Origin of the sequence: Pseudomonas sp. BS3782 TE3695 (assembly GCF_050435305.1) — a bacterium.
In the GTDB taxonomy this organism is placed as follows: domain Bacteria; phylum Pseudomonadota; class Gammaproteobacteria; order Pseudomonadales; family Pseudomonadaceae; genus Aquipseudomonas.
Genome location: NZ_JBNDKB010000001.1, coordinates 3,175,590 through 3,196,335, shown reverse-complemented (window position 1 = coordinate 3,196,335; position 20,746 = coordinate 3,175,590). Strand labels below are relative to the sequence as shown.

The window sequence follows — 20,746 nt, the reverse complement described above, 5'->3', positions numbered from 1 at the left end:
GCCCATACATGCAGCAGCCGCCAATAAATACCATTAGCCCAAATGAAAGCGAAGAAATAGATTTGCTTGATTTGTTAGGCACCCTGATAGACTACAAATTTGTTATCGCTGGGATCACCAGTGTATTTATGATTGGCGGATTAGCCTACGCGGTATTGGCCGCCCCTGTTTATAGGGCGAATGCCATCATCCAGGTAGAACCCAAAAAAAATGATGTGCTCGGGTTCAATGATATGAGCAGTCTATTGGGTGGAGAGTCCCCCTCTGGTACAGAAATTGAGCTTATCAAATCTCGATCCGTTCTAGGAAAAGCGATCGACAACTTAAAACTTAACATCATAAGCGAACCTCACTACTTTCCAGTTTTTGGCAGATTTTTAGCAAAAAGATATACAGGAGACACGCCCGATTCTCTAGCCACACCTTGGTTTGGTATGAATAGCTATAATTGGGGAGGAGAATCACTCACAATTTCTAGACTTGACGTGTCCCAGGAATTACTTGGAGAAGAACTCACGCTGACATCCAAGGAGAAGGGCTCCTATGATCTATTGGATGAAGACGGCAATCTTCTGGTTAGTGGACATGTGGGATCCCGGGCAGAAAACAACGGCGTCGAGATTCTAGTTTCCGAGTTGCGAGCCAACCCGGGCGCCACATTCTCAGTAGTGCGTGAACCGCGCCTGAACAGTATTAAGGACTATCAGGAAGCACTGGATGTCAGTGAGCGCGGTAAAGACTCAGGAATTTTGGGCCTTGCTCTAGAAAGCACCGATCCACAAAAAGCGGTCAAAACACTGAACGAGATTTCGCGGTTATACGTTCGCCAGAATGTCGAGCGTACTTCTGCAGAAGCCGCTGCCAGCCTCGACTTTCTCAAAAATCAGTTGCCTCAGGTACACAAGGATCTAGAGGAAGCAGAAGACGCACTTAACAAATATCAAACTCGCAGTAAGTCCATTGATATTAGCTTGGAAACCAAAGCGATCCTGGACCAGATCGTTGCTCTTGATACAAGCATTTCAGAGTTAAAGCTGCAACAAGCAGAGATGGATAGAAAATTCACCACTCAACACCCTGCTTACAAAGCATTGTTAACAAAGATTGATGAGTTGAGCAGTAAACAAAGTGGGCTTTCCAAGAGGGTCGAAAGTCTTCCCGCGACTCAGCAAGAATTGTTGAGTCTGACTCGGGATGTCCAAGTCAGCACAGAAATATACACCCAACTACTAAACCGAGCACAAGAGCTCGATATTGTTCGTGCCGGCTCCGTAGGTAACGTCCATATTGTTGACGATGCAGATGTTGATCTGAGAGAACCCGTCCGCCCCAAAAAAGCGCTTGTGGTACTGATGGCAACTCTGTTGGGGGCCTTCCTTTCGGTCATATTCGTGATGTTCCGCCGGGCAATCAATCGAGGGATTGAAAGTGCAGATGTTATTGAGCAACTGGGGCTGCCTGTATACGCTTCAATTCCCTTCAGCACTTTACAAAAATCGGCTGAGGTCGGTTCTAAAAAGACAAGTGCGCAAGATCATGCCCAAATACTTGCCATAAGCCAACCTACTGACCTCGCGGTTGAGGCGGTCCGAAGCCTACGCACCAGCCTGCACTTCGCCATGCTAGAGGCACAAAATAACCGTCTTATGATCTCTGGCCCTAGTCCGTCTGTAGGTAAAACTTTTGTTTCTTCAAACCTCGCCGCACTGATTGCGCAGTCTGGAAAACGTGTATTGATTGTTGACGTTGATATGCGCAAGGGATATCTCCATAAGTCATTCGGCAAACCTGCGGAAAATGGCCTATCTGACATTCTCACTTCGCGTAGCAGTTTGAGCAGTGCGTTGCATGAGACGGAAGTGGAAAACCTGTACTTGATCAGCCGTGGACAAACACCGCCGAATCCTGCAGAACTCCTGATGCACAAGAATTTCAGTAACTTCCTTGAGGAGGCCAGTGAGCAATTCGACCTGGTTATTCTCGACACTCCGCCAATCTTGGCCGTTACTGATGCTGCTATCGTCGGACGCCTGTCGGGAACGTCGATGATTGTTACTCGATTTGGCATGAATCCAGTGGGTGAAATAAAACTGACTATTCGGCGATTCGCCCAAAATGGAGTTAACTTGAAGGGCGCGATACTCAATTATGTAGAGAAACGTGCGACCTCAAAAACTGGCTACAACTCCTACGGTTATTATCAATATTCATACGTAACCGACAAAAAATAAACTCAATTGCACTTCAGGCTCAAGATAATAATCGCCGCCACGCGAAACAGGCGTACGGCGAACCACGCTTGCCGTATCAATCACGGGTATTACAACAGTATTCCTACGCAAGCTTTTGGCCTGATAAATACGTTAAACCGATTCTTACCCTCTTAGGTGATCAACATGAAAGTTACTGTTTTTGGCACTGGTTACGTAGGACTTGTACAGGGAGCCGTTCTTGCCGATGTTGGGCACAACGTCATATGTATTGATGTTGACGCAAAAAAAATTGAGCGTTTAAAGCAGGGAATCATCCCTATATTCGAGCCGGGCCTGGAAGAACTCGTCAAGAAGAATTACAGCGCTGGAACTCTTCAGTTTTCCACTGACGCCGCACTCGGAGTGAATCACGGAACAATTCAGTTTATTGCAGTGGGCACTCCTCCCGACGAAGATGGATCGGCGGACCTGAAACATGTGCTCGCAGTAGCCGAAACGATAGCCCTGAACATGGAAGAACATCGAATTATTGTAAATAAATCCACCGTTCCCGTAGGTACCGCACAGCGCGTAAGCGATCGTATCTCAGAAGTACTCGCTCGGCGTGATCTGAAAATTTCATATGATGTAGTGTCCAACCCGGAATTTCTAAAAGAAGGTTCGGCAGTTAACGATTGCATGCGTCCTGATCGTATTATTATCGGCTCAGAAAGCGAGCAAGCGGAGGAGTTAATGCGCGAACTTTATTCTCCCTTTAATCGCAATCATGAAAAAATAATCATGATGGATGTGCGTAGTGCGGAACTGACCAAATACGCTGCCAACTGCATGCTCGCTACAAAAATCAGCTTCATGAATGAAATAGCGAACTTGGCTGAAATACTAGAGGCCGATATTGAGATGGTCCGCAAAGGTATTGGCGCGGATCCACGGATAGGCTATCACTTCATTTACCCAGGCGTGGGTTACGGTGGTTCTTGCTTTCCAAAAGACGTTCAGGCTTTGATTAAGACAGCGACATCCGTTGACTACGATGCAAAAGTTTTGAAAGCCGTTGAAAATAGAAACAACGAACAAAAAACCACTTTGTTTTCGAAGATTCATAAACATTTCAACGGTGATCTGCACGATAAAACATTTGCCTTGTGGGGATTAAGTTTCAAACCAAATACTGATGATATGCGCGAAGCGCCTAGCCGAGTGATCATGGAAGCACTCTGGGCAGCAGGTGCGAAGATCCAAGCCTTTGATCCAGAAGCTATGGAAGAAACACAAAGGCTTTATGGTGAAGTGGATAGCTTGACACTATGTGGAACGAAGGAAAGCGCTTTGAAGCAAGCAGATGCGCTCATTATCGTTACCGAATGGCAAAATTTCCGCGCTCCCGATTTTGATATGATCAAAGCACAATTGAAGAACCCACTTATTTTCGACGGGCGTAACTTGTTCGACCCTAAAGCAATGAAAAACAAAGAACTGACCTATTATTCCGTAGGACGCGCTTGATGAAAATTCTAGTAACCGGCGTCGCGGGCTTCATCGGGTATCACGTCACGAAGAAATTGATTGCTGAGAACCATATCGTTTACGGCATTGACAACCTCAACGACTACTACGACCCACAGCTAAAAAAAGATAGGCTCACTGATTTACACCTATACTGCGAGAAGCTTCAAAAAAGCGAAAATTTTAAATTTGAACTAATGGATTTAGTCGATGCTCCGGCCATAACTTCATTGTTTAAAGAAAATGATTTTGATCGAGTTATACATCTCGCCGCGCAAGCGGGGGTTCGGTATTCAATAGAAAACCCAAAAGCCTATATTGACTCTAACATTGTGGGTTTTCTGAATATCCTAGAATCATGCAGAGCCCAGAAAACACCACATTTGGTATATGCCTCATCTAGTTCTGTTTACGGAATGAACAGCAAAATACCATTTTCAACCCATGACAACACAGACAATCCTATTAGTTTGTATGCAGCCACCAAAAAATCTAATGAACTGATGGCGCACTCCTATAGCCACCTTTTTGATATTCCGACGACCGGCTTACGCTTCTTTACGGTATATGGCCCTTGGGGCAGGCCAGACATGGCATATTTTTCATTTAGTAAATCCATTTGCATGGGGGAGCCCATCAATGTATTTAATAAAGGTAAAATGGAGCGGGATTTCACCTATATTGACGACATCGTCAATGGTATCGTGAAGGTTATGGATAAAATTCCTACCTCGCAAAGTACTGTCAATACAAACTCCCCCGCCCGATACAAAATATACAATATAGGAAACAACAACCCGATCACCTTAGAGCGATTTATATCCTCTATCGAGAGCGCGCTTGAAAAAAAGGCGATAAAAAACGAACTTCCGATGCAGCCTGGAGATGTCCCTCTAACGTATGCTGACGTCGACGACTTGATTAAGGATGTGGGTTTCAAACCCTCAACAAATATAGAAACCGGAATGGCAATATTTACTGATTGGTACTTGAAGTATAGCAACAGAGAAAAGAGCAGCGACAATGAAAACTAGGGATTTGATAAAATCAGACATCACTGCGATCTATAATACGATCAACCTGAAAACCCTTGTTAAATCCTTTTTTAATCCAAGCGTTCATGCATGCGTACTGACCAGATTAGTACGCAGTAAAAACAAGATATTCAGTGCCATTATCAGAAACCTATTGATATCAAAACACTCAATGGATGTTAGCTCAACTGCGGTAATTGGTCCCGCCTTGAGACTTCCACACCCAATTGGAATAGTGATCGGGGACAATGCCGTTTTGCACAGCAGTATTACCATATACCAAAATAGTACGATTGGCTCAAAGAACGGTTACCCAGAGATAGGTAACCATACAATCATTTATCCTAATAGTGTCATTGTCGGACACATCAATGTTGGAGATCATTGCGTCATCGGGGCTGGTTCGTTTTTAGACAGAAGCCTTATCGCTAATACTGTCTTTCATAAATAGCATTACGTCAGGCCCGACAAACCGAAGATTGAGGGAACAATGATTAAACACAGCGCAGCGTGGATGGTGATGGGAAATGGCATCTATGCCATTAGCCAAGCCGCGACTTTAGCTATTCTGGCAAGACTAGTTAATGTCGAAGCGGTTGGGATGTTTAGCTTCGCATTGGCGATCACAGCTCCCATTATGTTATTGTCTAACATAGGTTTGCGCACTCAGATTATTACCGATACACAGAACGCTTACTCGCTGCGTGAGTATCAAAAACTTCGTCAACTCTGTAGCGCAGTTGGCGCGGGCCTCTGTGTTGCTATCGCGGCTGTTATGTCATCGACGACAGAACTAATCATTGTAGTTATTCTCGTAACGCTCTCAAAATCCGCGGAAAATCAGTCGGAACTGTTTTACGGCATCCTACAAAAGCAATACAAGCATCGTATAGTTGCAATTTCACTGGCTATCAGAGGGGTCATAGGCGCAACAAGTCTTGCCGCGGGGACCTATTTTTCAGGAAATCTAATCACTGGCGTCATCTGCTACACCGTTTCCTGGTGGGTCATCTGCATATTTTATGATAAAAAATGTACACGCCGAAGTATCAGTAGTATTGGAGACAATAAAAACACTCGATACGCAGACCTTATGCCATTGGTATATGCAGGTCTACCGTTGGGTATTTCCGCGTTACTCATAAATCTTAATACCGGCATTCCACGTATCTTTATCGGTCAATCTGACGGCATGCATGCTATTGGCATTTACTCCATCATGGCCTTTATAGTACAGACCGGCAGCCTGATTATAAACTCTACTGGGCAAGCTATCCTTCCAAAGCTATCAGTACAGTTTAGCCAAAAAAATACTAAAGCGTTTCTGGCTCTTACTATCAAAGCTTCACTCGTTGTACTGCTCTTGAGCATTCTTGGCACGATTGCATCATTTTTCTTCGCCGACTACTTTTTAGAGTTGGCTTTCGGCAGCGAGGTATCCAAGAATGCACACCTGCTTACCTTGATGTTTGCCATTTCGCCTGTTCAATACCTCGGAAGTTTATTTGGTTATGCCATTTCTTCCACCAAACGCAATATATCTCTGGTTAGCGTTCAAGCGGCCGCGTCTATAGCCGCGCTGGCTGCATCGCTTATTTTGATTCCTCTGTACGGATTGAAAGGGGCTGTAGCCGCTACATTAATTGCAAATAGCGTAGCATTATCGGGATATATCATCACACTGATAAATGCCCTTAAATCTGCCTCCTCGAAAAACTCGCCTGAACTTGCCGAACAAGCCAAATGAAGAAAATATCCTCCTATACAATGTCGTTCATTTGCTGTGCAAGTGTCGCGTTCATACTGATCATTATATTCGGTGAGTCTGCGATCGGCATTCCCTTGGCTATCGGAATATTAACGTCCTCCATATTACTAAAGGATACTGTCGACTGGGCCCGTTCGCGACTGGATAGTTTTGACCCAGGTGCGATTCTTGGTCTGGCAGGCATCATGTACTTCCTGATCAGCCCGGTTTCCCAGGTCTCATGGGACTTCTGGCCTTATTTGCCCGCCCTGACCAATGATTCGAGTTGGATTTCCTTTTGGTCCGTCTTAAATCTATTCGGCGCGTTAACTTATAAGTTTTTCAGCCGAGTCAAATTCAAACGTAGCGCCACTACATACGTTACGCCAGCGACATTCAATCACAAACGATTTATATTTTTATCTTTAATGCTTCTTGCACTATGTGCTGTTTGCCAACTCTATATCTATGCATCCTTCGGTGGGATTCTTGGGTTTATTGCTACGTTCACAGCGAGACAAGCTGCGGGAATTGAAGACGAAGACCCGTTTGCCGGAATGGGCATGCTCATGCTAGTCGCCGAGAGCTTTAAGTTCCTGTTTTCCATGTTTGCAATCTATTGGATAAAGGATTGGAAGTGGGCAAAAAGTAATTATTGCTTCGCAATTATTATGATCGGCTTACTGATTACTTTCATCTTATTTGGAGGATTACGAGGCAGCAGGAGCAGCACACTATTCTCTTTAATATTTGCCGCAGGCATGTACCATTTCTGGATCAGAAAGCTGCCGGTTAGAATGTTACTTGCAGGTGTTGCATTCTCATTACTATTTGCAACCTCCTATTATTGGTACAAAATTGCAGGTGCGGATGGGTTGAGTGCCATTGTGGACTCCAGTGCCCGTCAAAGCTTCCATAGCAGCCGTCAAAACGTCGACCAATACCTTGTCGTTAGAGACTTGGGACGCATGGATATGCAAACGCTAGCGCTCAAAAAAATCGTATCGGGCGAGCAGCCATTGTCTTTTGGCCGAACCTATTTGGTTAGTATATTTTCGAGTATACCAAAATCGATATTGCCTTTTATACCAGACCAAGTAACCAAAGAAAAAACCGAACTTATCCATGGTCGCGGCAGTTATCAGCGCGGTGAAGCCAGGCAGACCACGCTTGTACTGGGACAGTTTGGCGAATCATTAGTTAATTTTGGTATTCCGGGTATTTTTCTATTTTATGCGGCGCTAGGTCTATTTGTTGGGAAAATAAGAAGCCTGATAAAGCACTTACCTAAGTGCGATATAAGACTCCTGTTCATCCCTGTGACGTGTTTGATCCCTCTATTGATGATTGGCACAGACATGAACGTACTTTTAATGCAATTGGTGCGTTACCTAACTATTCCGCTAATTCTTACGGCCTTATGCCTCAAGATAAAGAAAAAGAATACGAGCCTGTCCCCAATGAACCTGAGCACTCCTCTTAGTGGTGCCGCATAAATTTTATTACAAGCTTGACTGACAACAAACGCACCAAATATATGCGTGCACTTTAACTTAGTTTGTTTCATGCAACTTCCCGAGCCTAGAACACCCCTTTCATGCTTAAATTCGTACATGGACGCAAACGATGCCAAATATCCCCCCCAAAAAATTTCTTATATGCACCGCAAAATACAGCGACAACTTGGGAGACGGAGTGATATCGGACTGCACTGAGTACCTGATAAATAAATCCAGTCCAGACTCATCTATTAATCATATAGATATTGCTGGCCGAACTCAGTATCGATCCAGCGCTAAGCAGGATATAAAAATCACAAAAAAGATATTCTTTTTTATTCCTCACTTCTTACAACCGGTGATGACATTAGTTGCCTGGCATTTGTTCATGAAAAAACGCCTGGATTCCGCATGGTCTAAAAATGCGCCTGACGGAAATTTTCTATTATTGTTTGGCGGCGGACAGCTTATTAGCGATGTGGCGTTAAACTTCCCATTAAAGTTTAATCACCTTATTAATAAAACAACGTCAATAAACGCAAAACTGGCGACCAATGCCATTGGTGTTTCCTCCAAGATGTCTACCGTGGGGAAGCTGCTGTACACCAACTCTCTTAATTCTAAAAAGTGGATTCATCTGAGTGTAAGAGATCAGGAAAGTCAAAAAGCACTACAAACACTTGTCAACAATTCTAAAGATGTATCTCTTACTGTCGATCCAGCACTGTGGACAAGAGAGTGTTACAGCCTTGAAAATGATCGTACGCAAGAACATCCTGAAACCATCGGTTTGGGTATTGCACACCCATTAGAACTTTCAGCCCATATCGAAAAGAGCAAAAAAATATCACCTGATGAAACGCTTAAATTCTGGACTGACTTGACGATAAAACTTGTCAACGCAGATAAAAAACCGGTCTTGTTTTCCAATGGTTCTGCGGAGGACGTTTCATTCTGCGAAGAAGTTTACACAAACCTCGCACAGCAAGGATATGCCTCAAAAGTAGAGCTGAGTGCTGCACCACTCCAGCCGGTAGATCTGGTCAAAAATATCAATAGATTTCACGCAGTGATCTCCCACCGCCTCCATGCAAATATCATTGCAAACTCTTTACTCATACCCACCGTACAACTTGGCTGGGATGCGAAAGTCAAATCATTCGCCAAAATAATGGGGCGCGAATCTTGGTGCTTTGAAAAATTACCCACGGCGTCAGTAGCCTTTGAAGCAATCGAGAGCGTTTTACAAATAGGCATAGATAATTCACATCTAAACAAGTTAAAACAAATTTCATTTGACAACATAAATGAGATTGTAAAAAGGTACAATGCATGAAAATTTACCTTGTCAGAGATGGAGTATTTACAACTACTAATGGTCGTCCGGCCTCAAATCTCCTACATTACGAATTTTACGGCCGAAGATACCTATCAGTTTTCTCTGAAGTCATTATTGTAGGTCGTCTTTTTGAGAAGCAGGATCCGACTGCCCTGCCCGTTGACGGTCCAAATGTAAGTTTTTTAAAATTACCTGCCGGACATGGTCCGATTGGATTAATCAAGAGCCTTCCTTCGATCCTAAAGACTGTTCTTTCTACAACTTCTCCTGGAAGCGCTTATCTGTTGCGCGTCCCGGCAAATGTTCCTAGCATCTACGCTCTTGTATTATGGTTAAAAAGAATTCCTTTTTGCATCGAGGTCTGCGCAGACCCGTTTGACTCCTATAGTGCAAAAGCTTTAAACAATCACCCTCTAAGTCGCTTATTCCAGAAATTTTTTGTCGGTCTGGTCAAATGGCAATGTCGTAAGGCTGTGGCCACAGCTTATGTGACAAGGAACGCTCTACAACTGAGGTATCCACCTGGCGAACCGGCGACATCGTATGCATTTACCTCAATTGATCTCTTCGAGGAAGCTTACGCGCTGAATGCCAAGAGAATTGAGGATTTCGAAACATCCACCCCGCACATTGTTTTAACAGGCAATATGCAGGGTAAAATGAAAGGGCATGATACGTTATTAAATGCTTTGGCAATTATTCACAAGAAAGGCATTAAAGCGAAGCTTACGATTATCGGGTATGGCAACAATGAGCCGCTTTATAGAAAGATGTGTGCGGATCTTAACTTAGAAAATTTTGTCACATTCACAGGCAAAATGGCGTCAGGAGAGCCGATCAGGAGAATACTGGACACCGCAGATTTATTTGTCTTGCCGTCACGTCAGGAGGGATTGCCTAGAGCACTACTGGAGGCTATGGCAAGGGCTTTGCCTGCTATTGCAACGCGCGTAGGGGGAACCCCAGAGTTAGTGGAAGAGTGTGCGCTTGTTCCCCCAGATGATGAACAACTTCTGGCTAACAAAATTATAGAGTTCCTATCTTCCCCCGACCTGCTTCACTCTCAGTCATCCAGAAATTTGTTAGTTGCCAGAACATACAACGCAGCTGTAATTCAAAACCTGAGGAATGACTTCCTCACTTCGATGATGAAGCTGTCGCGCGCAACTGCTTGAACAGCACTATTGTTAACTTCGAAAAAGAGATCTTAATATGAAAGTAGCCATTATACATGACTGGCTGGTAACGCTGGGTGGCGCGGAAAAGGTTTTAAAAGAGATCCTAACTATTTATCCAGAAGCCGACATCTTTACCGTGGTGGACTTTCTGACCCCAGAACAAAGGACCGAAATATTCAACAAGAAAACAACAACATCATTTATTCAAAAACTACCTTTCGCCAAGAAAAACTATCGGTCATATCTGCCGTTGATGCCTATTGCGATAGAACAGTTCGATCTCTCTTCTTACAACCTTATCATCAGTAGTAGCCACGCGGTCGCTAAAGGTGTGCTCACAGGTCCTGACCAACTGCATATCTGTTACTGCCATTCTCCAATACGTTATGCGTGGGATATGCAAGCTCAGTACCTAAGAGATGGCGGATTAAGTACTGGTATAAAAAGCTGGCTGACTCGTACCCTGTTACATCGTATCCGCATATGGGATCATCGCACCTCAAATGGGGTGGATCACTTTATATGCAACAGTGACTTCATCTCCAGAAGGATCTGGAAGATATATCGTCGAAAGTCAACCGTCATTCATCCATCCGTAGCAATTGAAAATTTTACTATGATCGAGAAAAAGGAAGATTTCTATCTGACCGCATCTCGCTTGGTTCCTTACAAAAAAATCGATCTCATAGTTGATGCATTTAAAAACATGCCGGATCGAAAACTCGTCGTCATAGGGGATGGCCCACAATTCAATAAAATCAAAGAGAACGCTGCTCCAAATATCGAAATACTGGGTTATCAGGAATTTTCCGTACTGCGTGACTATATGGAGCGCGCTCGTGCTTTCGTTTTTGCTGCGGAAGAAGATTTTGGGATTATTCCAGTAGAAGCGCAAGCCTGCGGTACGCCGGTGATTGCGTTTTCCAAAGGTGGAGCACTGGAAACTGTTATTGACGGGGAGACAGGGGTCTTCTTTCCTACCCAGACCGCTGAGGCGATTCAGCAGGCTGTTGATAATTTTGAAAAGTCCTTCATTTTCTCCCCCGCGCTAATCAGAGCGAACGCAGAAAAATTTTCGAGTCAGAATTTTCGTAATGATTTAAAAAGTTTTGTAGATAAAAAAATAGCTCAACCAATACCAGCAACCACACCTGCAACAGAACTGGTATAAATCCAAAACTTTAATTCACTGAGCACATCCTGGGTACAAACGCCCCAAAAGAAACCCACAAACTGCACCAGTAAATATAGTATTAACGCACTCCCCCACTTAACTTATCCTTGAAAGAATTTCTTGCGATCGCCTACATCAGTTACGGGGCAGCCAAACAAATGAAATCACTATCAAGATTCGGAGTAACTGCTACTTTTCTTGTGTCTTTGCATTCAGTTTACGCATCCAATGCGGACCCAGGCTTGTCATCTGATCAGAAAGTAGTTCATGTGTTAGATAGATTGGGTTATGGAGCTTCTCCAGAAGACAGCCGAAGCGTATCCACCATTGGAATACAACAATACATCTCTCAACAACTCCACCCCGAAAGCATTAAAGATCCCGACTGGTTGAGTGAGCGCTTGTCAAGAATTGATGCTATAAATCAGAACCAAACAACCATTTACAAAAAATATAGTTCGCAAGCCTTTAAAGAAATTGAGTCTGATACCGCCGCACGCAAAACCTTCATTCTAGATAGAACGAATTTTGTAAATCAGGCTCGAGAGGCAAGAATACTTAGAGCACTTTATAGTCCCGCTCAACTTCAAGAAGTGATGGTAGATTTTTGGTACAACCACTTCAATATCTGGGAAAGCAAAACACCCACTAACGGCGCAATTCTTGGTGCTTACGAAAACAATGCTATTCGGCCTTATGCTCTTGGAAAATTCAGGGATTTACTACTTGCAAACGCCAAAGAGATGGCGATGCTCTACTACTTAGATAATTGGCGAAACCGATACACATCCACTAGCACAAAAAACATTAATGAAAACTACGCAAGAGAGGTAATGGAACTCCACACTCTCGGGGTCGGTGGTTATAGTCAATCGGACATCAAGGCATTGGCGAGATTATTGTCTGGTTGGACCTACATCTCCGACCCTAATGCTCCTAATGCAGGGAATTTTTTATTTGATGCAAAATCTCACGACCCGAACGAAAAAACGTTTTTAGGTGTTTCATTTCCTGCTGGCGGCGGTTACAGCGAAGGCGAACAAGCTCTATTAAATCTTGCTAATAGCCCAAAAACCGCACAGCATATTGCACATGATCTAGTTGAGCTTTTTGTCAATGATACGCCCCCTCAGTTACTGGTACACAAGGTGGCCCAACGGTACATGGAAAGCGACGGTGACATAAAAGAACTCCTCATAACGATTTTTCAAAGTGATGAGTTCTGGTCGCCAAAAAACCACAAGACAAAATTCAAGACACCACTTTACTACATGATCTCCAGCTTAAGGGCGGCAGGGCTTCCTCCCATCCAAGACTCTAGGCTTTTGCAGACTTGGGTTAAGCAATCCGGAAATGGGCTCTTTGCGTGGCCAGCTCCGGATGGCTATAAAAATACCGAGGGTGCTTGGTTGTCTCCAGATGTGTTGATCAACCGGGCAAATTTTTCCTACAAATTGGCTGCCGGATGGATGTCACTCTGGGGGAGTGATCCGGAGGGTGGCAATCCTCATCCCAATGATCAAGATATGCTTTCGACTATTGGCTCAGGCTTATCGCCGAGTACAATATCGGTTATAAAACGTGCTCCAGAATCTGTCCATTCAGCTTTGATTCTCAGTAGCCCAGATTTTATGTACCGATAACAAAAACTGAGGAGCGCATAATGAATCGCAGAAGTCTTTTAAAGCTTTTTGGTGCGATCGGAACCTATAACTTTTTTAACTCCCCCCTTGCTTCAACGCTACCATCCAACTCGCCAGATTCAAAAGCACGCTTGGTTGTGGTGATGCTCCGTGGTGCAGTAGATGGATTAAGCGTATTAATCCCTTACACAGAAAAAAACTACTACCGATTGCGAGAAAAGACAGCGATTGCTTTACCGGGCAATGAAGGAGGTATGCATAAATTAAATAACTATTTTGGGCTTCATCCAGCACTTTCATCACTACTCCCTCTCTGGCGTTCAGGCCAGCTCGCCTTTATTCCTGCTTCAGGGTGCCCAAGCGAAACTCGCTCGCACTTTTCAGCGCAATTTAATATGGAGTGCGGGATTCCAGATGCCGACCGTTCATTCGATGGCTGGATGAATAGACTAGCTGTAGAAAATAGCACTGATTTGGATGAAATGACCGCTGTCAGTTTTGGAGCAACTGTCCCTCAGATTTTTTCGGGAAAAAAACCTATAGCCAGCATAAACTCTCAGGAGAATTATGGGCATCGTTTGCCAGTTGACAGGAGGGACTTTCAAAGTTCTTTGGCATCGCTCTACTCGCCCAGTAACTCGTTACATCATAACTACAGCCAAGGCTTGAAATTTCGCGAAGACATAGTTAAGTCCATTAACGCTCCTGAACTAGACAAGGAGGTGCTAATGGCAAACAATGGCGCCGCACCTCCTACGCTTTTTTCCAGAGATATTAATTTGCTCAGTTCCTTGATCAACACTCAACCTGATTTGCAGTTTGCTTTCATGCAACTAAGCGGATGGGATACGCATGTCGATCAAGGCGGTGCAAAGGGGATACTCGCGACTAATCTTTTTCAACTAAGCAACGGTCTTTCGCAACTACCAAAACTCCTTGGCAGCCATTGGCAATCTACTACTGTAGTCGTGATGTCAGAATTCGGTAGAACTGCTGAAGAAAACAGCACTGGCGGCACAGATCATGGTCATGGAAACGTAATGATGGTTCTTGGAGGGAATGTTGGTGGTGAGAAAATTTACGGTGAATGGCCCGGTCTCTCAGATGATGTACTGTATCAACGAAGGGATGTCGCCATCACAACGGATTTCCGACATGTGCTCTCGCATATTTGCCAAAAAGGATTAAACCTTTCAGACAAACAACTTTCTAGTATTTTCCCAAGGCTACCTAGCGCCCCCGCTAGTTCTTTCATGGGTCTGATCAAGGGGTAGCAGTCTGAGTTCTGAAGAACTTTACTAGCGCACGAAATCGAAATTATTTTTCTGCGAGCCTAGCCTGGCATGTTGCGTACTCACTTACTGCAAAACTGGTTATCGTTTAATCATCGGCTATAGAATAAGCGCTTTATCAAATTACAGCCGCGGCAAACGCAGGCCTCTGCCCGCCGACTTGCCCCGTATCGAGGTCATTCACGAACTGCCCGAGCACGAGCTGACCTGCGCCTGCGGTTGCCGTAAGCACGCCATTGGCGAGGAAATCAGCGAGCAGCTCGAGATCGTGCCGATGCAAATCCGTGTGATCAAACATGTGCGCAAGGTCTACGGTTGCCGCGATTGCGAAACCGACCCGGTTACCGCCGACAAGCCGGCGCAACTGATCGAAAAAGAGCATGGCCAGCCCCAGTGTGTTGGCGATGTTGCTGACGACCAAATACGTCGATGGCCTGCCACTGCACCGCTTCGAAAAAGTGTGGGCCGCCACGGTATCGATATCCCAGGCCAGACCTTGGCGCGCTGGGTGATCCAGTGCAGCGAACACCTGCAACCCTTGCTCAACTTGATGCGGGATCGATTGCTGGAAAGTCGCGTCATCCACTGCGACGAAACGCGGGTCCAGGTGATGAAAGAGCCTGATCGAGAGCCGACTAGCCAATCCTGGATGTGGGTACAAACCGGTGGACCGCCGAATCAGCCCGTTATCTTGTTTGATTACTCGACCAGCCGAGCGCAAGAGGTGCCGTCGCGCCTGCTCGAAGGTTATCGCGGCTATCTGATGACCGACGATTACGCCGGTTATAACGCCTTGGGCGCGCAGGCTGGTGTCGAACGTTTAGGCTGCTGGGCACATGCGCGACGCAAGTTTGTCGAGGCGCAAAAAGTGCAACCCAAGGGCAAAACCGGACGTGCCGATATCGCCCTGAATCTGATCAACAAGCTGTACGGTATCGAGCGAGATTTAAAAGAAGTCGGCGATGAACATCGCCATGAAGGTCGTCAGCAAAACAGCCTGCCGGTGCTGGCGCAGTTACACGCGGCGCTTCCTGATCGAGATGGATCAGGTGGTGCTCTGGAAGGATTTGATTGCCTTGATCGAGCCGCATTATCCGAAGGGCGACGGTGGTCATCCGGCCTATCCGTGCCTGGCCGGTTGGATTTTGCAGGTCATCAACGGTTATCTGGGCGATCGAGGCTTGCTGTTGCGCCAAGGCACCGTGGTCGATGCGACGATCCGCACCTAGTTCGACCAAGAACAAGGACAGCAAACGTGATCCCGAAATGCATCAAACCAAGAATGGAAACCAATACTATTTTGCAATGAAGGCGCACATCGGTGTCGATGCCGAATCCGGCTTGGTCCATAGTCTGGTAGGCACGGCGGCGAATGTCGCGGATGTGACCCAGGTCGATCAGTTGTTGCATGGCGAGGAAACGTACGTGTCTGGCGATGCGGGTTACACGGGCGCAGACAAGCGTCCAGAGCACCAGAACCGTAAGATGATCTAGTCGATTGCGGCACGGTCGTATGGACTCGCCCCCACTTTCAACCCGCTTTTGAACACTGCTACCCGGTTGCATCTATGTATAAGGCCCTGTTCGAGGAAGCCATCATCGGCTTCTGGCCAACATTGAGTGAGCTCGCGGGATGCCGATTACATTTAGGCCTCAAGGGCCGGTAGGAGCTCAGGCATCTATCCGCGACGGTCTGGCCTGGGGTCAATGTTCTTCAGCAAGGGTTGAGGCGGCTCAGCGCCTCGGTGGCAGAACTCTGTCAAATTACGCTTGATCAGTCCCTCCCGCACATCGACTACCGATGCTTGCTGCATAAGTCGGATTCTTTGCCTGTATTACGATTCAAAAAGGAGTGGCCATCAGCGCGCCAGGCGCTGTGCCCATGCGAGTACGGCTTCTTCGATCAACGCATAAGCGTGCACAAATGCAGGTTTGCCGTGACGGTAGGGGTCGCTGATTTCGCGATCGTCTTGCCATTTGCCCAGTAGCAACACTTTGCCTCGCGCTTCAGGGGCAATGTTGAGTACCCCGCTGACGTGCCGCCGCTCCATCACCAGAATCAAGTCCGCCTCGCTGACGGCTTGAGGCGTAAGTTGAGCGGCCTCATGCCCATCGGGCAGATGACCATGCTCTTTGAGTACGGCGTGTGCCGTCGGCTCGATGGGTTTGCCCACCAAGGCAGCGAGACCAGCGGAACTGACCTCGATATCGGAATGAACGAGCGCCCCGCGCAGCAAATGCTCCGCGGTGGGACTGCGGCAAATATTGCCGACGCAGACAATCAAAACCCTTTTAAGCAAGATAACCTTCCCCGTCTTGTCAACATTGGCGGTGACATAGCACTTGCCGAACATAAGAGCTTTAAACTACGAATGAATCCGGGTATTCATAACCCAGTAACTGCAGCTGAAACTTTCAAACCATCAGTGCGTATTTATTACCATGACGTTTGAACAGCCCCCAACTTTTTCTTCAGACAAAAAATAACATTTCGCCCTTTGAACGCTGAATATAACAGTTCGGAAATTTATCCTGACAATTTCTAACAATTGCCGTTTTCCCGCGACCGTTCAATCTAAATTACACCGAAATAGCGAGTGGCTAATATATAGCCGTTCCGTTAGTGCATTGCCAGGGCGTCGGACATTCGGTTAGAAGTTAGGTAAAGAGATGCCTTGGGTAATAACTATGTTTACAGCGGGTTGCGTCAGGAGCATGCCGTGGAACAATCAGGCATGCTCGCCTATCAACCGACCGCACGATTTTCTCTGCCTGCGCCTCGCTTAACCATGGCGTACAGAGTTCACAGCCCCTGCTGGGTTGCGAATATTTTTCTCGAGTGATCGGGCCATTTAGAGCCCGCACTCTTCAGCGTGCCGGTTCCGACAATTGAGTCGAACCTTTCCTACTGCCATTACTCATCTGTCTACTTTCAAGGACGCTTCCATGATTCGTAAATGCCTATTCCCTGCTGCCGGCTATGGGACCCGTTTTTTGCCTGCCACCAAGGCCATGCCGAAGGAGATGCTGCCGATCGTCAATAAGCCGCTGATCCAGTACGCCGTCGAGGAAGCGCGCGACGCCGGCCTGCAACATATGGCTATCGTCACTGGCCGGGGCAAGCGAGCGCTGGAGGATCATTTCGATGTCAGCTTCGAGCTCGAACACCAGATTCGCGGCACTGATAAGGAGCGATTCCTGGAAGGCACTCGTGAGCTGATCGATAACTGTACTTTTTCCTATACCCGCCAAGTAGAGATGAAGGGCCTGGGTCACGCCATTCTCAGCGGTCGTTCGCTGATCGGTGATGAGCCATTCGCCGTGGTGCTGGCCGATGACCTGTGCCTGAACCTTGAGGGCGATGGCGTGCTGGCGCAAATGCTCAAGCTCTACGAGCAATTCCGCTGCTCGATTGTGGCGATCCAGGAAGTGCCGCGTGAGCAGACGCAAAAGTACGGCGTGATTGCCGGCGAGCTGATTCGCGAAGGTATTTACCGGGTCAACAGCATGGTCGAAAAACCCCGCCCGGAAGACGCCCCGTCCAACCTGGCCATTATCGGTCGGTACATTCTGACTCCCGATATCTTTGACCTGATCGCCGACACCGAGCCTGGCAAGGGCGGTGAAATCCAGATCACCGACGCCTTGATGAAGCAGGCCCAGAATGGTTGCGTACTGGCTTACAAATTCGAGGGACAACGCTTCGATTGCGGCGGCGCCGAAGGTTACATCGAAGCCACCAACTTCTGTTTCGAGCACCTGCATAAGAACACCTTTTGACGGCGCTGAACCCTGACAAACGTATGCGTTATCGAATTGATTTTTTGGTCTTTATTACCCTATGGACGAAGCCTCTATGAAGACATTGAGCGGTTTCAAGGCAGATGACAGTCGCCGCCCGTATGGCGCTGACCTTAAGAACAACCTCGCGTACCTCATCGTGCGTGCCTATGCATCGGAGCTGATCTTTCCCCGGGTGCAGAAACAGCCGGTGCTGCTGGTGGAACGCATCGGTGCCTTCCCCTCTTCCGGGGAAATCCGCCGTCGTGTCAAGGATGGTCCGGCGTTAATGGCTCGCATCAAGCAACGTTATGCCGCCGACGCCCTCGACATCGACGAGAGCGATGGGCTGAACCTGGTCTTTGCCGACTGGCGTCTCAGCTTGCGTCTTCTGGACGATGGATGCGTGACGTGCCTGACCGTGGAAAGCCGCGGCGACAGCTCGTTCATGCAGCACAAAACCGCCGAGGTGCTCAAGCACATCGACGCCGAGAGGGCATTTAAATGAACGCGATTGCAGAACACGCCGCCAAAGCCTGGTATCTGCTTCAGTGCAAGCCCAAACAGGATGAGCGCGCCCAAGAGCATTTACAGCGTCAGGGCTACGCCTGTTTTCGTTCGACCTACCGGCGTGAGCGCGTTTTGCGCGGGCAGCGTCGGGTGATCAGCGAGTCGTTGTTTCCGGGCTATCTGTTTATCCAACTGAGCCTTCAGGACAGTTGGGGCCCGCTGCGCTCGACCCGTGGCGTTTCGCGAGTTGTCGGGTTCGGCGGTCAGCCACTGCCAATCCGCGATGCGCTGATCGACGAGCTCCAGGAGCAAGACAATCAGGCGATTGTTGCAACATTGTTGAGGCACGGAGATACGGTGCGCATCACTGAAGGTCCGTTCTCTGATCTTGAGGCGGTGTTCCTGGCCATGGACGGCGAGGAACGGGTGCTGTTGATGATGAACTTCCTGCAACGTGAACAGCGCATCAGCTTGCCACTGGCAGGGGTTAACAAGATTTAGATCCGCCCGGAGTCTTGAGTCAAAGAAACCTGTGGCGAGGGAGCTTGCTCCCGCTTGAGTGCGTAGCACTCACAAAAATCGGTTATCAGATTTTTGGGGCCGCTACGCAGCCCAGCGTCGGAACGCCGCCCGGAGCAAGCTCGCTCGCCACAAAGCCCAGTAAAATCTACGCCCCTGTCGAGAGATGATTCCAGTCGATCCAACCCAAAAACCATGTCGCCAGAATGAGCAAACCGAACGCAATCCGGTACCAGGCGAACACCGCATAACTATGATTGGCGATGAACTTGAGCAAACCGCGCACGGCAATCATCGCAAAGAGGAATGCGGCAACAAACCCCAAGGCAAACACCGGCAAATCTGCGGACTGGAACAGGTCGCGGTACTTATAGCCCGAGTACACTGCGGCCCCCACCATCGTCGGCATCGCCAGGAAGAATGAAAACTCGGTAGCCGTCTTGCGTGACAGGCCAAACAGCAGCCCGCCGATAATCGTCGAACCCGAGCGCGAAGTGCCGGGAATCATTGCCAGGCACTGTGCGCAACCGACTTTCAAGGCATCGGTCCAGCGCATCTCGTCCACGTGATCGATAACCACCACATGCTCGCGTTGCTCTGCCCACAACATGATGATGCCACCTATCACCAGCGCCACGGCTACGGTGATCGGATTGAAAAGATACTCATGGATTTTATCGGCGAACATCACACCCAGAACAACCGCCGGCAAGAAACCGATCAACAAATTCAAAGTGAAACGTTGCGCATTACGCTGGGTCGGCAAACCGGTAGTGATCTCCAGAATCTTGCGACGAAACTCCCAGACGACCGCCAGAATGGCCCCCAACTGAATGATGATATTGAACGCCATGGCTCGCTCACCGCCGAAGTCGAGCAAGTCCGCGGCAATGATCTGATGACCGGTACTGGAGATGGGCAAAAACTCTGTAAGCCCTTCAACCAACCCTAAAATCGATACTTGCGTGGTGGTCCAGAAATCCATTAATCCCCCGTTAAACCCTCTCGGCTGAAAGGTCTGTTGATGATGCCGAACATTTGATTCTGGTCGCGATTAAAACTGTCGGACCAGCGGAGGATTAAAGCGCACTCTCTGCCTGCTTGAGCTAAACGTTATAAAACGTCCATGTCGCAGCGCCGGGAGCCGCGCTCCTGAAATGCCCTTCGACCCGAGGACGCCTGCAAATGAAATTCTTTGCAGAATCGGCACTTGTATATCGCGAATTCATGGATGCCACTCATCGTCGGATCGTTGACGTTTAGGCTTTGGGCGCGCGCAATGTTCTACCCAAAAATGATCGCCCAAGAGAAC

General features: G+C 47.3%; 16 protein-coding genes and 2 pseudogenes. 16 read left to right on the top strand and 2 right to left on the bottom strand.

All coding sequences use genetic code 11. The features are described 5' to 3' along the window. Positions 1 to 8: 8 nt before the first annotated feature. The 13 genes and pseudogenes from ABH909_RS14550 to ABH909_RS14490 all read left to right on the top strand — a co-directional run. Positions 9 to 2,231, top strand: a complete 2,223-nt coding sequence (locus ABH909_RS14550; RefSeq protein ID WP_429434194.1) for a polysaccharide biosynthesis tyrosine autokinase — start codon at positions 9 to 11, stop codon at positions 2,229 to 2,231. Positions 2,232 to 2,396: 165 nt separating this feature from the next. Next, the gene (locus ABH909_RS14545; protein ID WP_429434191.1) at positions 2,397 to 3,719 is read left to right on the top strand and encodes a UDP-glucose dehydrogenase family protein; all 1,323 of its coding nucleotides are present in this window, start codon (positions 2,397 to 2,399) and stop codon (positions 3,717 to 3,719) included. Continuing rightward, on the top strand, positions 3,719 to 4,753 hold the full coding sequence (locus ABH909_RS14540; protein WP_429434189.1) for an NAD-dependent epimerase: 1,035 nt from the start codon (positions 3,719 to 3,721) through the stop codon (positions 4,751 to 4,753). The genes ABH909_RS14545 and ABH909_RS14540 overlap by 1 nt, the downstream gene beginning before the upstream one ends. Continuing rightward, positions 4,743 to 5,204, top strand: coding sequence for a hypothetical protein (locus ABH909_RS14535; RefSeq protein WP_429434186.1), 462 nt, complete (start codon positions 4,743 to 4,745; stop codon positions 5,202 to 5,204). The genes ABH909_RS14540 and ABH909_RS14535 overlap by 11 nt, the downstream gene beginning before the upstream one ends. Positions 5,205 to 5,243: 39 nt before the next feature. Next, the gene (locus tag ABH909_RS14530; RefSeq protein ID WP_429434184.1) at positions 5,244 to 6,500 is read left to right on the top strand and encodes a lipopolysaccharide biosynthesis protein; all 1,257 of its coding nucleotides are present in this window, start codon (positions 5,244 to 5,246) and stop codon (positions 6,498 to 6,500) included. Next, positions 6,497 to 7,996 carry a hypothetical protein gene (locus ABH909_RS14525; RefSeq protein ID WP_429434182.1) on the top strand — a complete coding sequence of 500 codons (1,500 nt, stop codon included), beginning with the start codon at positions 6,497 to 6,499 and terminating at the stop codon, positions 7,994 to 7,996. Before ABH909_RS14530 ends, ABH909_RS14525 begins: the two co-directional genes overlap by 4 nt. 130 nt (positions 7,997 to 8,126) lie before the next feature. Beyond that, positions 8,127 to 9,335 carry a polysaccharide pyruvyl transferase family protein gene (locus tag ABH909_RS14520; protein ID WP_429434179.1) on the top strand — a complete coding sequence of 403 codons (1,209 nt, stop codon included), beginning with the start codon at positions 8,127 to 8,129 and terminating at the stop codon, positions 9,333 to 9,335. Continuing rightward, entirely contained in the window at positions 9,332 to 10,513 is a 1,182-nt protein-coding gene (locus ABH909_RS14515; protein WP_429434176.1) for a glycosyltransferase, read from the top strand. The genes ABH909_RS14520 and ABH909_RS14515 overlap by 4 nt, the downstream gene beginning before the upstream one ends. Positions 10,514 to 10,550: 37 nt before the next feature. Then, a complete protein-coding gene (locus ABH909_RS14510) occupies positions 10,551 to 11,687 on the top strand; it encodes a glycosyltransferase family 4 protein (RefSeq protein ID WP_429434174.1) in 1,137 nt (378 codons plus the stop codon). Positions 11,688 to 11,797: 110 nt separating this feature from the next. Continuing rightward, positions 11,798 to 13,333 (top strand): DUF1800 domain-containing protein, encoded by a 1,536-nt coding sequence (locus ABH909_RS14505; RefSeq protein WP_429434171.1) that lies wholly within the window; start codon positions 11,798 to 11,800, stop codon positions 13,331 to 13,333. Between the two features lie 20 nt (positions 13,334 to 13,353). Then, on the top strand, positions 13,354 to 14,607 hold the full coding sequence (locus tag ABH909_RS14500; RefSeq protein ID WP_429434169.1) for a DUF1501 domain-containing protein: 1,254 nt from the start codon (positions 13,354 to 13,356) through the stop codon (positions 14,605 to 14,607). A 178-nt stretch (positions 14,608 to 14,785) separates the two neighbouring features. Further along, positions 14,786 to 15,604 (top strand): annotated as a pseudogene (tnpC, locus tag ABH909_RS14495) (IS66 family transposase); the annotation flags it as partial. Continuing rightward, positions 15,600 to 16,116, top strand: a pseudogene (locus tag ABH909_RS14490) (transposase); the annotation flags it as partial. The pseudogenes tnpC and ABH909_RS14490, both read left to right, overlap by 5 nt. Positions 16,117 to 16,484: 368 nt before the next feature. Here the strand turns inward: ABH909_RS14490 and ABH909_RS14485 are convergent. Continuing rightward, positions 16,485 to 16,925: a low molecular weight protein-tyrosine-phosphatase gene (locus ABH909_RS14485; protein ID WP_429434167.1), complete on the bottom strand. Its 441-nt coding sequence runs from the start codon at positions 16,923 to 16,925 to the stop codon at positions 16,485 to 16,487. A 646-nt stretch (positions 16,926 to 17,571) separates the two neighbouring features. On the opposite strand from ABH909_RS14485, the gene galU reads away from it, so the two are divergent. From galU to rfaH, 3 genes are all read left to right on the top strand, one after another. Then, complete coding sequence (gene galU / locus ABH909_RS14480) at positions 17,572 to 18,405, top strand: UTP--glucose-1-phosphate uridylyltransferase GalU (protein WP_095632899.1); 834 nt, start codon at positions 17,572 to 17,574, stop codon at positions 18,403 to 18,405. Between the two features lie 76 nt (positions 18,406 to 18,481). After that, positions 18,482 to 18,913 (top strand): phosphomannomutase, encoded by a 432-nt coding sequence (locus ABH909_RS14475; RefSeq protein ID WP_429434164.1) that lies wholly within the window; start codon positions 18,482 to 18,484, stop codon positions 18,911 to 18,913. After that, on the top strand, positions 18,910 to 19,416 hold the full coding sequence (gene rfaH, locus ABH909_RS14470; protein ID WP_429434161.1) for a transcription/translation regulatory transformer protein RfaH: 507 nt from the start codon (positions 18,910 to 18,912) through the stop codon (positions 19,414 to 19,416). The genes ABH909_RS14475 and rfaH overlap by 4 nt, the downstream gene beginning before the upstream one ends. Before the next feature lie 166 nt (positions 19,417 to 19,582). Here the strand turns inward: rfaH and ABH909_RS14465 are convergent, their stop codons facing one another. Continuing rightward, the gene (locus tag ABH909_RS14465; RefSeq protein WP_429434158.1) at positions 19,583 to 20,419 is read right to left on the bottom strand and encodes an undecaprenyl-diphosphate phosphatase; all 837 of its coding nucleotides are present in this window, start codon (positions 20,417 to 20,419) and stop codon (positions 19,583 to 19,585) included. Positions 20,420 to 20,746: the final 327 nt, after the last annotated feature.

Excerpts from the sequence above, each read along its gene's own strand:
- ABH909_RS14550 (WP_429434194.1), top strand. The coding sequence starts at position 9 with ATGCAGCAGCCGCCAATAAATACCATTAGCCCAAATGAAAGCGAAGAA.
- ABH909_RS14545 (WP_429434191.1), top strand. The coding sequence starts at position 2,397 with ATGAAAGTTACTGTTTTTGGCACTGGTTACGTAGGACTTGTACAGGGA.
- ABH909_RS14540 (WP_429434189.1), top strand. The coding sequence starts at position 3,719 with ATGAAAATTCTAGTAACCGGCGTCGCGGGCTTCATCGGGTATCACGTC.
- ABH909_RS14535 (WP_429434186.1), top strand. The coding sequence starts at position 4,743 with ATGAAAACTAGGGATTTGATAAAATCAGACATCACTGCGATCTATAAT.
- ABH909_RS14530 (WP_429434184.1), top strand. The coding sequence starts at position 5,244 with ATGATTAAACACAGCGCAGCGTGGATGGTGATGGGAAATGGCATCTAT.
- ABH909_RS14525 (WP_429434182.1), top strand. The coding sequence starts at position 6,497 with ATGAAGAAAATATCCTCCTATACAATGTCGTTCATTTGCTGTGCAAGT.
- ABH909_RS14520 (WP_429434179.1), top strand. The coding sequence starts at position 8,127 with ATGCCAAATATCCCCCCCAAAAAATTTCTTATATGCACCGCAAAATAC.
- ABH909_RS14515 (WP_429434176.1), top strand. The coding sequence starts at position 9,332 with ATGAAAATTTACCTTGTCAGAGATGGAGTATTTACAACTACTAATGGT.
- ABH909_RS14510 (WP_429434174.1), top strand. The coding sequence starts at position 10,551 with ATGAAAGTAGCCATTATACATGACTGGCTGGTAACGCTGGGTGGCGCG.
- ABH909_RS14500 (WP_429434169.1), top strand. The coding sequence starts at position 13,354 with ATGAATCGCAGAAGTCTTTTAAAGCTTTTTGGTGCGATCGGAACCTAT.
- galU (WP_095632899.1), top strand. The coding sequence starts at position 17,572 with ATGATTCGTAAATGCCTATTCCCTGCTGCCGGCTATGGGACCCGTTTT.
- ABH909_RS14475 (WP_429434164.1), top strand. The coding sequence starts at position 18,482 with ATGAAGACATTGAGCGGTTTCAAGGCAGATGACAGTCGCCGCCCGTAT.
- rfaH (WP_429434161.1), top strand. The coding sequence starts at position 18,910 with ATGAACGCGATTGCAGAACACGCCGCCAAAGCCTGGTATCTGCTTCAG.
- ABH909_RS14465 (WP_429434158.1), bottom strand. The coding sequence starts at position 20,419 with ATGGATTTCTGGACCACCACGCAAGTATCGATTTTAGGGTTGGTTGAA.